The sequence below is a fragment of the Nocardiopsis sp. CNT312 genome (assembly GCF_000515115.1).
Taxonomy (GTDB): Bacteria; Actinomycetota; Actinomycetes; order Streptosporangiales; family Streptosporangiaceae; genus Nocardiopsis.
The window spans coordinates 52,530-66,867 of sequence record NZ_AZXF01000014.1; the positions used below are offsets into that span (position 1 = coordinate 52,530).

The 14,338-nt window shown below is 68.3% G+C and carries 13 protein-coding genes; 4 read left to right on the forward strand and 9 right to left on the reverse strand.

What is annotated here, in order from left to right; translation table 11 throughout:
- Positions 1 to 96 precede the first annotated feature (96 nt).
- From B042_RS0105850 to B042_RS0105870, 4 genes are all read right to left on the reverse strand, one after another.
- Positions 97 to 723 carry an energy-coupling factor transporter transmembrane protein EcfT gene (locus tag B042_RS0105850; RefSeq protein ID WP_028647487.1) on the reverse strand — a complete coding sequence of 209 codons (627 nt, stop codon included), beginning with the start codon at positions 721 to 723 and terminating at the stop codon, positions 97 to 99.
- Positions 720 to 1,421: an energy-coupling factor ABC transporter ATP-binding protein gene (locus tag B042_RS0105855; RefSeq protein WP_028647488.1), complete on the reverse strand. Its 702-nt coding sequence runs from the start codon at positions 1,419 to 1,421 to the stop codon at positions 720 to 722. Before B042_RS0105855 ends, B042_RS0105850 begins: the two co-directional genes overlap by 4 nt.
- Positions 1,421 to 2,065, reverse strand: coding sequence for a biotin transporter BioY (locus B042_RS0105860; RefSeq protein WP_028647489.1), 645 nt, complete (start codon positions 2,063 to 2,065; stop codon positions 1,421 to 1,423). The genes B042_RS0105855 and B042_RS0105860 overlap by 1 nt, the downstream gene beginning before the upstream one ends.
- A gap of 851 nt (positions 2,066 to 2,916) precedes the next feature.
- Positions 2,917 to 3,405 carry a hypothetical protein gene (locus B042_RS0105870; RefSeq protein WP_028647490.1) on the reverse strand — a complete coding sequence of 163 codons (489 nt, stop codon included), beginning with the start codon at positions 3,403 to 3,405 and terminating at the stop codon, positions 2,917 to 2,919.
- A gap of 456 nt (positions 3,406 to 3,861) precedes the next feature.
- On the opposite strand from B042_RS0105870, the gene B042_RS0105875 reads away from it, so the two are divergent.
- Positions 3,862 to 4,587 carry a M48 family metallopeptidase gene (locus B042_RS0105875; RefSeq protein WP_051415498.1) on the forward strand — a complete coding sequence of 242 codons (726 nt, stop codon included), beginning with the start codon at positions 3,862 to 3,864 and terminating at the stop codon, positions 4,585 to 4,587.
- Between the two features lie 54 nt (positions 4,588 to 4,641).
- Here the strand turns inward: B042_RS0105875 and B042_RS0105880 are convergent, their stop codons facing one another.
- The 3 genes from B042_RS0105880 to B042_RS0105890 form a co-directional block, all read right to left on the reverse strand.
- Positions 4,642 to 8,001: a type I restriction endonuclease subunit R gene (locus B042_RS0105880; protein ID WP_197024183.1), complete on the reverse strand. Its 3,360-nt coding sequence runs from the start codon at positions 7,999 to 8,001 to the stop codon at positions 4,642 to 4,644.
- Between the two features lie 150 nt (positions 8,002 to 8,151).
- Positions 8,152 to 8,361: a DUF397 domain-containing protein gene (locus tag B042_RS0105885; protein WP_028647493.1), complete on the reverse strand. Its 210-nt coding sequence runs from the start codon at positions 8,359 to 8,361 to the stop codon at positions 8,152 to 8,154.
- 13 nt (positions 8,362 to 8,374) lie between these two features.
- Positions 8,375 to 9,244 carry a helix-turn-helix transcriptional regulator gene (locus tag B042_RS0105890; protein WP_028647494.1) on the reverse strand — a complete coding sequence of 290 codons (870 nt, stop codon included), beginning with the start codon at positions 9,242 to 9,244 and terminating at the stop codon, positions 8,375 to 8,377.
- A 214-nt stretch (positions 9,245 to 9,458) separates the two neighbouring features.
- On the opposite strand from B042_RS0105890, the gene B042_RS0105895 reads away from it, so the two are divergent.
- The 3 genes from B042_RS0105895 to B042_RS24755 are packed head-to-tail and all read left to right on the forward strand — an operon-like array spanning position 9,459 to position 10,530.
- Entirely contained in the window at positions 9,459 to 9,974 is a 516-nt protein-coding gene (locus tag B042_RS0105895; protein ID WP_028647495.1) for an ATP-binding protein, read from the forward strand.
- Positions 9,974 to 10,198: a hypothetical protein gene (locus B042_RS0105900; RefSeq protein WP_036554067.1), complete on the forward strand. Its 225-nt coding sequence runs from the start codon at positions 9,974 to 9,976 to the stop codon at positions 10,196 to 10,198. The genes B042_RS0105895 and B042_RS0105900 overlap by 1 nt, the downstream gene beginning before the upstream one ends.
- 47 nt (positions 10,199 to 10,245) lie before the next feature.
- A complete protein-coding gene (locus B042_RS24755) occupies positions 10,246 to 10,530 on the forward strand; it encodes a hypothetical protein (protein ID WP_231493841.1) in 285 nt (94 codons plus the stop codon).
- A 63-nt stretch (positions 10,531 to 10,593) separates the two neighbouring features.
- Here the strand turns inward: B042_RS24755 and B042_RS24760 are convergent, their stop codons facing one another.
- Positions 10,594 to 11,799, reverse strand: coding sequence for a restriction endonuclease subunit S (locus B042_RS24760; RefSeq protein WP_081748621.1), 1,206 nt, complete (start codon positions 11,797 to 11,799; stop codon positions 10,594 to 10,596).
- Positions 11,792 to 14,278, reverse strand: coding sequence for a class I SAM-dependent DNA methyltransferase (locus tag B042_RS0105910; protein WP_028647498.1), 2,487 nt, complete (start codon positions 14,276 to 14,278; stop codon positions 11,792 to 11,794). Before B042_RS0105910 ends, B042_RS24760 begins: the two co-directional genes overlap by 8 nt.
- Positions 14,279 to 14,338: the final 60 nt, after the last annotated feature.

A 14,338-nucleotide genomic window follows, 5' to 3' on the forward strand; every position in this document is an offset into this window, starting at 1 on the left:
CTTGTGGACCGACGCCTCAAACATCCGAAACTGAATCGGTATACCGAAAATATCAGCTCATTCGAAAAGTGAAGCCCCGGTTACCCAACGAAAGACTCAGCGCTCTTCGGCGTCTCGGGAGTCCTCGTCGATCCCGCGTGCCACCAGGGCCTCCCCGGTTGCCTCGGCCATCCGCAGGAGCTGCACGATCACCGGGACCACGAGCATCCAGGGCCGCCCCGACAGCCCCCGCGCCTGGTAGCCCTCGCGCGCCATGCGCCACGCGTGGCCCACCATCGGGATCGAGCGGACGGTGAGCGCCAGGACCAGGGCCACCCTGCGGGAGTCGACCCCCACCCGGTGCAGGGGTCGACTCATGCGTTCAAAGAGGTCGAGCATCTCGCGTACCTGCGTGGTGAGCGTGACCGCGTTGGCCAGCAGGACGAGCGCCGCCAACTGCGCGGACAGCCGCAGGGCCGTGTGCCAGTCGCCGAACAGGAGCTGGAAGACCACGATGGCCAGCAGGAACGGCCACAGCACCCGCAGGGCCCCGAACGCGCGGCGCGGGGCCAGGCCGACCAGCGGGTAGAGGAGGAGCGCCGCGACCAGGGCCGCCAGCGACACCCAGTGGTGGGCGGCGACGACGATCGCCGTGCCGGTGAGCAGCAGTGCCAGGAGTTTGGGGCCGGCGGGGACCCGGTGCAGCGGTCCGTCGCCGGGAACGTACAGGCCGATCGTGCTCACTGGCCGGCCCCGCCCCGCTCCCCTTCGGCCATGCGTGCGGTGTAGAAGGCGACGGCGTCGGCGGGCGCGCCGTCGAAGACCACCCGGCCCTCGTCGATCACCAGCACCCGGTCGAACCCGCCGAGCAGGTCGAGGTGGTGCGTGCACAGGACCACCTGCTGGTCGAGCCCGTCCAGGACACGGTGCACCATGCGGGTGTTGCGCAGGTCGAGCAGGGTGGTGGGCTCGTCGCACACCAGGACACGGGGTTCGGTGACCAGGACCGAGGCCAGTGCGAGGAGCTGCTTCTGACCGCCGGAGAGCAGGTGCCCGGGGTGGTCGCGGTGCCCGTCCAGCCCGAACCGGACGAGGACGTCGTCGACCCTGCGCGCGGTCTCCTCGCGGCCCAGGCGCAGCGAGCGCAGCCCGATCTCCACGTCCTCGGCCACCGTGGGCATGATGATCTGCTGGGAGGCGTCGGAGAAGACGAACCCGACCTCGCGGCGGATGCGTTTGGCGTTTCGCCGGGTGTCCCACTCCCCGAGCGACACACGGCCCCGGTCTGGGACGACCAGGCCGTTGAGGGTCCGGGCGAGCGTGGACTTGCCCGAGCCGTTGGCCCCGATCACGCCGATCCGGTGCTCGGCGAGGTCGAGGGTGACGTCGCGCAGCACGGTGCGACCGTCGTAGGCGTGGGACACCCCCTCAAGACGCAGCATCAGGCGCCGCCCCCGGTGCTCTCGGCGGGCTCCTCGGCCACCGGGCGGCCGGCCGGGGGCACGGGGTAGGCGCGGAAGACGGCGGCGGCGATGAGGGCGGTGACGACGGCCTTGGCGAGGTCTCCGGGCAGGTAGCCGAGCATCGCCAGGGCACTGGCGAGCACCCCGTCGCCGAGGACGGCGGCCATCCACGGCACGCCGATCGCGTAGACGACGAGGATGCCGCCGACGATGTTGATGAGCACGCCCCGCCAGAGGGAGTAGCGGCGGCCGCCTCGGAGCATGAGGTCGGTGAGCATGCCGATGACCAGGGCGGCGAGGGTCCAGCTGACGATGAACCCGGCGGAGGCCCCGGCGAGGACGGACAGCCCGCCGCGTCCGCCCGCGAAGAGGGGGAGCCCGGCCAGGCCGAGGGCGGTGAAGGTGGCGACGGCGAGGGTGCCGCGCTTCCAGCCCAGGAGGCTGGGGGCGAGCATGACGCCGAGGGTCTGGAGGGTGATCGGGGCGACCGCCGGAAGGAACGGGACGGGGATGGCCACCGCGACGCTCAGCGCGGCGATCAGCGCGGCGAACACCGCGATGAGTGAGAGGTCCCGGGCGGTGAGGCCCCTGTGTCGGACGGTCGTGGTCGAGCCTTGCGGCATGCGGATCCCCTCGGGAGGTAGACGGGAGTGAACCACCCCCTATTGTCCGTTATCCGCAGCTCAAAGCAGTAGGGCGAGCCCCACAGTTCCCGGCGGTCACGGGTTGTAGGGATCGCTACGAGACGGGGATCACCCCCCGGGGCCGGGCCGCCGCGGAAGGCACACCAGGGCCGGCGGGCAGGCCGAACGGCACCGCAAGGTCTGGCGAGACCTCCAGAAGTGCTCCCCGCAGCGCCCCTACCAGGCGATGTCTCCTCCGGTGCCGCCGCCGAGGGCGGGTGCCACCGGGACGGTGAACGCCCCGGTACCGGTCGTGATCGGGGTCTGTGCCGGTGCGGTGGTGCTCCCCTTCCTCACCGCCCGCCGCGACCCCTCCGACGGTGGCGGCGAGAGCACACCGCAGGCGTCGGAGACCTCGCACCGACGGCCAGCACCTGGACCGCGCCGCGGCAGGAGTCCGGCACCGTCCAGGACGACGGCGACCCCCAGGGCGCCCCGGCCCGGAGCTCGGGGACGCCAGCGGCGTGTGGGAGGGCCCCGCGCGGGGAGACCAGGACTGGCGCAGCGTCCGCCCCGGCTTGCGGTGGCGGCTGGTCGATCGGCATCGACTGCCCGGAGTCGGAGTGCGGCGGCACCATCGACCTGACCGGGTCCGGCGGTGACGTCCTGGCCGGTGTCGAACGGCTGGAGTACGGCCTTCTGAGGTGCACCGACGGCGGAGACGTCCGTGTCCAGCGCGACGAGGCCGGGGGCCGGTGCTGGGAGCGGGGGTGTTGCGCTCGAAGGGCTGGCCGACCGGGTCGGCGGCGCGGTGGTCGCGGCGGGCGGCTACACCGACTGATCCGGACCTGCTACCGCTCCCGCGCGGCCCCCTCGGGCCAGATCACGTCCACCGGGACCCCACGGGTGCGCGCCGCCTCGACGGCGTCGCCGGTGCCGCCCCTGCCTCCTGCGGGTTTTCCGTCCCAGACCGCGAAGAGCCGGTCGATCCCGCCGAGCACGGCCTCGTTGGCGTCGGCGTAAGCGGCTTTCCCGGCACTCCGGTGCGGCATGTACCGCACGAACGCCGAGCGCAGGAGAAGACGGTCGAACCGCTCCAGCTCGTCGGCCCTGACCTTGGCCTCCCGGTAGTCCGCCGACGGCAGGACGGCTTCGAGCCGCCCGCCCGCGTCGAGCACGGCCTCGGCGAAGAGCTGGTCCGCCCCGCGCGCCAGGCAGGAGAGGCCGACCAGGTCACCTTCGGCGGTGTGGGGCGCCAGGGCGGTGGCCAGCGCCGCGCGGATGAGGGGGACGGTGTCGGCCGTCAGGTTCGAGTGCCCGGTGATCCCGATACGCGCCACGCGGTCTCCTCACATCGTCGGGGGTGGTGGAACGGCAGCAGTGGCAGCGGCTCCGGAAAGAACACCCGGTTTCCATAACCTACGGGCTTCATAGGCCCCGAAACCCTTGCCGTTTTTCGTGGCCTCTGGCCTGCGACGACACACCCCTCCCGCACGCGACCACCCTTCAGCACCCCCAAGGTCACGTGGCCCACGCCGCACCGCACTCTCGCGTCCCGCTGGCCAGCACGGACGCTCTGCGCGCAAACCGGGGTTCTCGCGACCGAACCGGACTTGATGTACACGCTCCTCTGCGCTCCACCCGTCAGTGACCGGGCTTCACCCTTACCGCACCGGACGCGCCGCCACTAGCCCCGCGCCGGGACAGGGCGCTTCGAACCGCCTCACCCGGACCGCGGGACCAGAAGCGGGGGCGGTTGCCCGCTGCCGGACTCCGGCACGGTTAGGCTGGCGGACGTGCCTGCGACCTTGACCCCGTGTGTCCCCGAACAGCTCGTGCTCGACGGAGTGGTGTTCTCGGTACGCCCCTCCTCCAAGCGCCGGACGGTGGGGATCACCGTGGACCGCGACGGCTCGCTGCTCCTGCACGTCCCCGACGGCCTGGCCTGGGAGCGGGTCGAGGTGTGGGCGCGGAGCAAGCGGCACTGGGTACGCGACAAGCTCGCCGACAAGGACCTGCTGCTCTCCCGCCAGTCGACACGCGAGTTCGTGTCCGGCGAGGGGTTCGACTACCTCGGGCGCCGGTACCGGCTCAAAGTGACCGACGAGATCGAGGGTGTCCACTTCAACGGCGGCCGCATCCGCATGCACCCAAAACTGGCCTATGGCCCTGACCCGGCGGGCGCGATGGCCGCCTGGTATCGCGAGCGGGCCCGCCGGTGGCTGCCGGGGCGGCTGCGCCCGTGGCAGGCCCGCATGGCCCTGCACCCGGCAGGGGTGCACGTGCGCGGTCTCGGCCACCGCTGGGGGTCGCTGGGCGCGGGCGGCAGGCTGAACCTGCACTGGGCAGTCATGCAGCTGCCGCCGACGGTCGTCGACTACGTCCTGGTGCACGAGCTCGCCCACCTGGCGGTCCGGGACCACTCCCCCGCGTTCTGGGAGCTGGTGCGCACCGCAGTGCCGGACTACGGGCACCGCAGGGAGCGGCTCGCCCTCCTCGGCGGGCAGGTGTGGCTGGGCTGAGCGGGAGTCGGCCGACACACGTTCGCGGACCGGGGGCCGCCGCGGCCCGTCCAGTCACGGCCGCCCGCGGCGCTTCTCCGCGGTGGCCACCAGGCGGGAGGCCAGGTGGTCGGCGGCCTCATCGTCGAAGAGTTCGATCCCGTTCAAGTGGCAGTCGATCAGCGCGCGCACCACCTTCTTGTGCAGCTTGCGCGCCCCGACCGGGCCGTAGCTCGCCAGGGCGATCTCGCGGTGCATCAGGTCGGTGACCTGGACGGTGAGGCCTCGCAGCAACCGCCGCAGGTTCTCCTCCAGGGGCGATTCGTCCCCGGCGCGCACCGCTCCCGCCAGCAGGTCGTAGAACGGGGCCTGGGTGTGCGGGTCGAGTCCGCTGTCGTCGGCCTCCCGTTCGGCGGCCGCATCCGCCATGAAGTCGCGCAGCGCTTCGGCGAGGTCCGCCCAGTTCCCGTCGAGACTGGTGAGGATCTCGTCGAGCCGTTCGGAGAGCTTGCCGTAGCGTTCGGGGTCCCTGTCCAGGTTCTCGCTGATGTGGTGGCGCAGCGCGTGTTCCATCTCCGAGGCCTTGGCACGGTCGGAGGACAGCGCCTCGACCCTGGTGTGGAAGTCGGCCGCCGTGATGGCCGTGGGAGGGATCTTCGTGCGGATATCGTGCACGCGGATGTAGCGGTCGATGAGGTCGCGCACCTTGCCCCCGTACAGGGAGGGGTCGAAGCCGTCGGCCTCCCGGTAGCGGCCCCGGGCGATCTCGGCGATGGCGCCGAAGGCCTTGGCGTCGGGGACGAACTCGCGCGCCTCGGGGCGGGGCAGCACCGTCTCCAGGCTCCGGTTGAACTCCTTCAGGGCGTTGGAGAACTCCCGGCGGATGCGCTCGTCGGCCAGGACCTGGACGCACTCCTCCCGCGCCTGGTCGGTGCCGAAGTCCGTCAGGCCCCGGACGGTGAAGACCCGGCGGACGCGCTCGTGACGCTCGCGCAGCAGCGGCACCTCGTCGCGCACACTGCTGAGCGCGCCCTCGATGTCCTCGGCGGCGTAGGCGGCCAGCGCGGTCTTGAGGTGCTCGGCCACCCCGTAGTAGTCGATGACGTAGCCGACCCGCTTGCCCTTGGCGGTGCGGTTGACGCGGGCGATGGCCTGGAGGAGTTCGGCCTCCTTGATGTGCCGGTCCAGGTAGAGGATCTGCTCGTTCGGTGCGTCGAACCCGGTCAACAGCATGGAGTTGACCACGAGGAAGGCCAGCGGGCTGGTCTTGTCCGGGTCGGGTCCCGGCCCCGCCGGGGGCAGCGGTCTCTTGAACGCGCGGATCCGGTTGCGGTGCCCGGTCGCGTCGGTCCACTCCTTCCAGTCCCCGTTGTCGTTGTGGGACGGGGAGATGACGGCGGCGGCGTCGAGCCGGGCGATGAGGTCGCGGTAGCGCAGGGCGCGGATGAGCCGGGCGGTGGCGGCGTCGTAGGCGTCGCCGCTCTCCGCCTCCTCGGCCGCCTCGGGGGTGCGCAGCTCGGCGGGCAGGGCGTCGAGTTCGGCGACGAGTCCGTCCCGGGCCCGCAGCAGCGCGGCCCGGTAGCGGACGGCGGCCTTGCGCGAGACGGCCACGACCTGGGCCTTGAAGCCGTTGGGCAGGATGGTGTCGACGTAGTGCCGCAGCATGCTCGCGGCCTTCTCCGCGATCATCGCTTCGGCTTCGAGGACGTCGTTCTTGGTGGCGTAGCGCTTCTTGAGCTCCTCCAGCTGCTCGGGGGTGGCGTCGATCATGCTCACGAACAGCTCGTCCAGGCCGTTGCCGTCGCGCACGTGGGCCTTGGCGGTGCGCCCCTCGTAGAGGATGGGCACGGTGGCGCCGTCGGCCTCGGACTGCTTGATGGTGTAGGAGTCGATGAAGGCGCCGAACACCTTGCTGGTGAAGCGCTCCTTGTCGCCCATGATGATGGGCGTGCCGGTGAAGCCCACCCGGACCGCGTTGGGCAGGGCGCCCATGAGGTTGGCGTGCAGCTGGGAGGTCTGGGAGCGGTGCGCCTCGTCCACGAGGATGAGGATGTCGGTGGAATCGTCGATGACGTCCAGCTGGGGAACGGGCTCCTTCCCCTCGCCCCCGCCCTCGGCGTCAGCGCCCCCCTCGTCGGCGGTGTCGGTGTCGCCGGTCCCTGGGGCGGTGCCGCCGGCCTGGTACTTGTGGATCATCGCGAAGTACAGGCCCTTGCCGGGCACGGCGAGGGTAGGCGCGAGCTCCTCCACCTTGGGGATGGTCTCGCTGCTCTCCCCGGTGAGCGCCATGGTCTTGCTGAGCTGGTCCTGGAGCTGGGTGCGGTCGGTGACCACGACGATCTTGAACCCGGTCAGCCGGGGCTGCGAGCGCATGACCCGCACCAGGAACACCATGGTGAGGCTCTTGCCGGACCCCTGGGTGTGCCAGACGATGCCGCCCCGGCGGTCGAACTCCCCGTCCTGGGGGCGGGTGGGTTTGGTGAGCATGCGCCGGACGGAGCGGTGCACGGCACGGTACTGCTGGTAGCGGGCGACGACCTTGACCTTGCTGGTGCCGGTGTCCATGAACAGGGTGAAGTGCCGAACCAGGTCCAAGAGGACCTCGGGGCGCAGCATCCCCGCGACCAGGACGTGCTGGCCGTTCAGCGCCCCCGGGTCGGTGAGCCCCGCCTCGGCGGCGGCCCGCTCGCGGCCGTGGGGCTCGGTGGTCTTCCACTCGGCGTAGTGCTCGGGCTCGGCGGTGAACCCGGCGGCGCGGGCGTTGGTGCCGCAGGCTGCCACGACGAACTGGTTGGTGTGGAAGAGGCGTTCGTTGCCTTCGGCGGCGCTGACCTCGGAGCGCTGGTTGGCGTAGCGGCGCATCTGGTCGATCGCCTCGGCCATGGGTGCGTGGGTGTCGGGGCTCTTGGCCTCGATGACGACCAGGGGGATGCCGTTGACGAACAGGACCAGGTCGGGAATGATCCGGTCCCTGCCCGCGGCTCCGGGGCCGTCCACGGTGAACTGCCGGACGACGCGGAAGTCGTTGTTGCCGACGTCGTCGAAGTCGATGAAGCGGACCGTCTGGCGGCGCCCGCCATGCCATCCCTCGACCCCGTCCACCTGTGTCCCGGTCAGCAGGAGGGCGGTGAGCTCCTCGTTGATCTCGATCAGGGTGCGGGCCTGCGGGCGGGTGAGGGCGCTGACGGCCTGGCCGAGGCGGGCCTCGTCGAGCCACTCGCGGCCGTCGTCGTCGGTGTTGATGCGGCGCAGCGCGGTGCGCAGGGGCAGCTCCAGGAGGGTCTCCCGGCGGGAGGAGCGCCCGCTGCTCTCCGCCAGGGTCCACCCCATGGCGGTGAGCTGGTCAATGAGGGGCTTCTCGGTGAGTTCCCACTCCGGGCCGGTGGGCATCGTGCCGGAGGAGGAATGGGGGGAACGGCCCTCGGAAGCGCGCATGGGCACCTTTCACGGCGTGGGGTGGGATGGCGGGAGGCGTGTCCGTGTCCTCCCGATTCTGCCATCCGACACCGTCAGAAGCCGGTGTTTTCGGCGCTCCCGAAGGCCGTTGCCCGCTGGCCGGAACCGGCCAGCGCGACCGGGAACCCGTCAGCCCCGGCCGGAGCCGGTCCCCCCGCGCAGGGTGGACAGGAGCGCGGCCCAGTCCGAGGAGGGGAAGGAGAGGTGCCCCAGGGGCCGGTTCTGCGTGTCGCGGACGTGGACCCGGGAAGGAGTGTCCGCCACCTCGACGCACGTAGGCCCGTTGCCGCTGTAACTGGACTTGCGCCAGTTCAGAGGTGTGAACTTTGAGTCACGCATACCTGGATTCCTTTCACCGCCCTTGACGCCTCTCACCATCAGCCAGCTCCGTGATGAGTGCGGTGGACTCAGACGGACTGAGCGCCATCGAACAGAGCTGGTTGAAAGCGAGCACGTACCGGAACACTTCCGCTTCTTCTTCGACGTAGAGGCTACTGGTCATGGCCTCTACGTGGACCACATCGGTGTCGTCACTGTCCGGGAACTTGAGGATGGTGAACTCACCCGCGGTAGCCGGATGCTCCCCGGACGCACTCAGCAGCACACGAACGGTCAAGTTGGGTTGTTCGGCAAGACTCACAAGATGTCTGAGCTGCTCTTCCATCACCTTGGGGCCGCCCACGTGGCGTTGGAGAGCCGCCTCATCCAGCACCACGGAGAGAGTCCGCGCATGATCGCTCATCAGCCTCTCTTGTCGCTCCATGCGCACCTTCACACGACGAGCCACTTCCCCCGGCGGAGAGATCAGAAGAGCAGACTGCACGACCCGCTGCGCATACTCCTCGGTCTGTAGGACACCGCTCACGATCTGGGGCGAGTAGGTGAGGACCGAACACGCAGCGTTCTCAAGCTCGATGTAGTCCGCATAGTCCCGTGGGATCGCGTCGGCGTAAGCCTCCCACCAGCCCTTAATCTTGGCTCCTTTGGCCAGCTCAAAGCACCTGTCTCGTTTGTCTTGCGGCACCTGGTAGAGATCCAGCAGTGCCCGCAGATCCTTGTTGCTGACAGCGATCCGCCCGGTTTCGATACGGCTGACTTTGGACTGCGACCACTGCAAACGTGACGCAGCCTGCTCACCTGAGAGTCCAGCAGCCTCCCTCAACCGCTTGAGCTCCATGGACAGCCGTCGCCCACGGACGGTCTTTTTACGTCGCTGCGTCATGCACACCCTCTCTGAGCATGTGGGGCGACCATCTTCACGGAACCCCTGGCATTCAGCAACAGAGTGTAGTAGACATGAGTCAGTGCATAATGCACGGACTGATGCGATGCAGCTTGGCCTACCGCATCGGACCAAACACAAAGCGGCCCTGATCAGGTGCTGGCACACCTGGTCAGGGCCTTGGCCCACGACCTGAGACAACAGGTGAGGACCCATGTCCAACCGTATCTTCCCCAACAGTCCTGGACCCCGGCGGCGCCTGCCGTTGCGGCGCTGCTCCTTCCGGTTCATCGGACACCCGGAGAGCGTGAAGGAGGCCCGCGACTGGATGGCCCGCAAGCTGGTCTTCGCCGACGCCCCGGCGGAGACCGCCGAGAACACCCTGCTCCTGCTCTCGGAGCTGGCCACCAACAACATCCAGCACGCCCCGGCCGACGGCGCGGAACGCGGTGACTTCTACATCCGGGCGTTCTTCTTCTACGGGTGGCTGCGCGTGGAGGTGCTCGACGCCTACAAGCGGCCGCCCGCCTTCCGAGTCGCCGCCCCCGATGTCGACACCGACACCGACGCCTATGCCGAGGGCGGGCGCGGCCTGCTCCTGGTGAACGCCATCGCCTCCCGTTGGGGACGGTTCCGGTCCCCGCGTGGTCCGGGAATGTTCTTCGAGCTGTGTTGGAACGTCCCCGAGCCTCTGGCCCCGGTGGTTCCCCTCCCCAGGAAGAGCCGGTGATGGCGGTGGAGGGCTACCACGTACGGCCGAGCGCGGCCGTCCTGGCGCTGCGCGAGGAGTTCCCGGACTTCCTCATCTGCGAACTGCGCGGAGGGCAGGAACGGCCCACCTTCGTGGCGACGAGTACCCGGACCACCGCCAGCGGTCGTCCCGAACTGGTCGTGTGCGCGTGTGTCGGAGAGCTGAAGAAGGCGTTGAGGGTTCTGGAAGGCGGTACGGCATGAGCGCGGCCATGACTGCGGAGTCTGTGGGAGCGTCCACTGTCCAGGGGGTGAACCGCCTCCGCGCCGCCTACCGGCACCGGGGATGGACGGTGTGGCACGGCGACTCGACCGGCCAGTACTGGGCGGCGCACACCGGACGCATGGTGTTGCTGAGCGGTGGCAGCGTCTGGGAGTTGGCGGCGGAGATCGAGAAGGTACAGCCGAGCAGGTCCGCACCGGCGGTTCCGGCTCAGGCACGGCGGCGGCGCGCAGGGCTGCGGCTGCCGCCGAGGCCCAAGCCTCGCGGCTACTGGGGCCGCCCGGCACGGTGGCCGGTGGCAGGCCATAGGTAGAGGGGTGTAGCGACCGTGGCCCGGGGCTGGTGTTCCCGGGCCACATGTGTGTCCGAGGTGAGGTCAGACGGGAAGGTCCTTGAGCTGGTCCACGCGGACCCTGCCGGTCAACAGGTCGTCCATCAGCCCGGCCTTCAGCGTGCGCAGCTTCTCCAGCCGCGCCCGTTCGGCCGCGATCCGCTCGTCATGCGCTTCGATGATCGAAACGATCCGCCGCTGTTCCTCCAGCGAAGGAATGTTCATCTCCATCTGAGCAAAACGATCCGACCCCAGATGAGCAATGCTCGTTGTCTGGAAAGCGAACCGAGAAAAGTAGCCTAGCCTCAGCCAGGAACTGAACTTCAGCTGAGCAAATTCGGGCAACAGGGAGCCCACACACCTATATCGAATCAGCGTATTCTGATAGCAGTACCGCCCCGGAGGACCCTGGTATATTGCCGAACGCCCAACCAGTTCCAGACTCTGCCCTTCATTCAGAAGGATATCACCAGGCTTCAATCCGTAAATCTCTCTCTCCCGAAGAGAGAAATTCATGCTCAAAACATCAGAGTAGTCAATTCGACCATCAAAAACGTTTGCCACGCGCAGGTACGGAGTAAGCGAAGTTCCGCTTTCGTGCTTCGGTGACCTCTGCCGCCCCATCCTGACTTCACCGAAATCCGCAACCCTGCCCTGGACCCAGTCGTCAGCTGATGCGTACACAAGGTTCTCTTGCACAACAGCCCAGCGAGTCAGATCCAGCTTAGCGATGGCCGCTTCGCACGAGTGGGATGCCTCATCCAGAGCGTCCAGCACCTCAGCAATCTTCCGCTGCTCATACATCGGAAGCAGCGGAACTTTAAATATAGAAAAGAATCCAGCTGGAACTCGACGCTGGCCCGCTGAGCCGACCATAAAGGCCTCAGCTTTTTTCCGAAGAAGGCGGGACTGCGCCCAGTGGGCAACGAACCGACTATGGGATTTCCCAGTTGAACGAAGAACATGAAATTCCGTACTGCCAAACCCAAAACCGGAATTCAGATCCCCTACAAGAGCACCCTTCCCATTTTCCATACAAGGGGTAATTTTGGCAAAGAGTACATCTTGCTCACGAAAGGCAGTATAGCCAATCGAATCTTCAACACTCCTCACATGAGAGGACACCACCCTGCCATCATCTGAAACGTCAGACATACCCAGGAAGGAGCACTCACCCCCAAAAGGAAGATGCGTCTTCGGGTTGATTTCCGCCAGCACAGAAAATGGGACAATCCTCAAGGAATCATTCATAGCCGAGCTCCTTCAGGAACATGCTGAGCTTGAACTCAGCCCGCTCCCGCCGCGCCTCGATCTGCCCTAGCGAGGTCTGGTACTTGTCCCACCAGTTCTCCAGCGCGGCCACGACCTCGCGCTGTTGCCTGGCTGCGTAATCCTTCAGCTCCGCTGTCAGCATCAGCTCTGCGAAGTCCATCACGTAGCGGCGCTCCGCCTCATACTCCAGAGAGTGGCGGGCCATCCGCAGAGCCGCGGTCAGATCCCCGCGCAGTGCCTTGACCTTCTTCTTCGCTTCGGTGCGGTCCTTCTTCAACTGCTTCAGCTCGGCGTCGCTCAGCGCCGTCCCCGAGTCCTCGGCCCCGCCAGCCCCACCGCCCTCGTCTCCCTCAGCGGCCTCGCCATCCTCGCCGTCTTCACCCTCCACGGGCTCCACTGTCGCGGCCTTGACCCGGGCGTCCAGCTCCGAAGCCCTCTGCTCCGCCTCCGCAAGCTTCTCCAGGTGGTCCGGGATCAGCGCGGACACCAGCGGATGCTCGGCCGGGTCCTGTGGCGGCGTGGCCTCCAGACCGTCCTCGATCGTGGTGATCCAGCCGTCCAGCACCCCGCCGAAACCGTTCTCCGCCAGGGTCCGCAGGTCGTACTGGATATGGTCCCACCAGCGCACGACCACGCCCGTGGTCTCGAACCGGCCCAGCGACCCCACTGGTTCCAGTGCCTCGACGAAGCTGTTGATCAGTTCCCGGCGCACCTTCATCAGGTGCTTGGTCTCCGGTAGCGCCACCACCAGGCCGCCCTGGCGCTCCCACCAGTCGTCCAGGGCCTTGAACAGCTCCTCGCGCTTGGCGTGCACTCCCGGATCTTTCGACACCTGCGCCGCCAGGTCCGCCCGGGTCAGCCCTTCGGCGAAGTCGCGGTAGGGGCCGTGCTCCCGGTCCGCCCCCGGCGGGCGCGGGAGGAGCGTGCCGTCGGCGCTGAACCCGATCCGCGCGAAGGCCTGCGCACGCTCGGCGATCTCCGCCTCCGGCACACCCCCGTGCAGGTGCGCGTACACGTCCTGCGGCTCCGGCGGCGGGGCGTTGTCCACGTACCGCCGGATGTTGAAGTTGAAGTCGTTGTCGAGCAGCTCCTCGTGATCCACCACCCGGGAGTATCCGGGGATCTCCGCGAAGTTGGTGTAGGCGTAGAGGATCTTCTCGGTGTGCTCGGGCAGCAGGTGGTTCTGCGCCTTCCCCGCCTTGAACTCCCGGTCGGCGTTGATGAACAGCACCTTGTTCCTGCGCTCGGCCGGCTTGCTGCGCGGGGCGCGGAACACGATGACGCACGCGGGGATGCCCGTGCCGTAGAACAGGTTCGGGGCCAGGCCGATGACCGCCTCGATGCAGTCGTCGCGCAGCAGCTCGGTGCGGATCTGGCGTTCTTCGCCGCCCCGGAACAGCACGCCGTGCGGCATGACCGTGGCACCGCGCCCGCTGGTGTCCTTGAGCACCGCCACCATGTGCTGGAGGAACATGAGGTCGGCCTTCTTCGAGCCGTCCTTGACCCGCCCCCAGCGGTAGCGGGCGTCGGCGAACTCGGCCTCCTCCCCCTTGAAGACCTGGGAGAACGGGGGGTTGGACAGGACGACGTCGAACCGCTCCAGCTCGCCGTCGGCGACATGCATCGGGCGCAGGAGGGTGTCCTGGTTCTGGAGGTCGGCCTCGGGGATGCCGTGCAGCAGCAGGTTCATCTTGGAGATGGACCAGGAACCGCCGTTGAGCTCCTGACCGGCCAGGCGCAGGTCCCGGGGGTTGCGGCCCTGCTCCGCCATGTGCTGCTTGGCCATGATGAGCATCCCGCCCGACCCGGCGCAGGGGTCGTAGACGCTCTCCCCCTCCCGGGGGTCGGTGAGCTGGGCCATCATCCGCACCACCGCGCGCGGGGTGTAGAACTCGCCGCCGCGCTTGCCCGCCGAGTCGGCGAACCGCCCGATGAGGTACTCGTAGGCCGCGCCCAGGAGGTCGGGGAACTCAAAGTCGGAGTCGCGCAGACTGTGCTTGTTGAAGTGCTTGACCAGGTCCCGCAGCGATCGGTCCGACAGCCGGGTCTTGCCGATGGTGGCGTTGAAGTCGATGTGCTGGACCACGCCCTCTAGGTCCGGGTTGGCCTGCTCCAGCGCCTCAAGGGCCTTGTTCAGCTCACTTCCGACGTTGGTGTGCACCTCATCGCGCAGGCGCTCCCACCGGGCCGCCGCCGGTACGAAGAAGACATCGTCGTAGTAGATCTCCCTTTCCGACGCCGCCTCGGCCCGCTCCCGGCTGAACCCCTTGTCCTCGACCAGCTCCCGGACCACTTGGGCCTGCTGCTCCTCGAACTCGTCCGAAGCGCGCTTCAGGAACAGCATCCCGAAGATGTACTCCTTGTACTCGGAGGCGTCCATCCGCCCGCGCAGGATGTCCGCCGCCGAGAACAGGTGCCGTTCGAGCTGAGGCAGGGTGAGTTTGGAGTGCGTTGCCACCGGGTCCGGGTCCCCTCTCGACGTGTCCCACACCAAGATCCTTCAGGTGTGGGACACCAC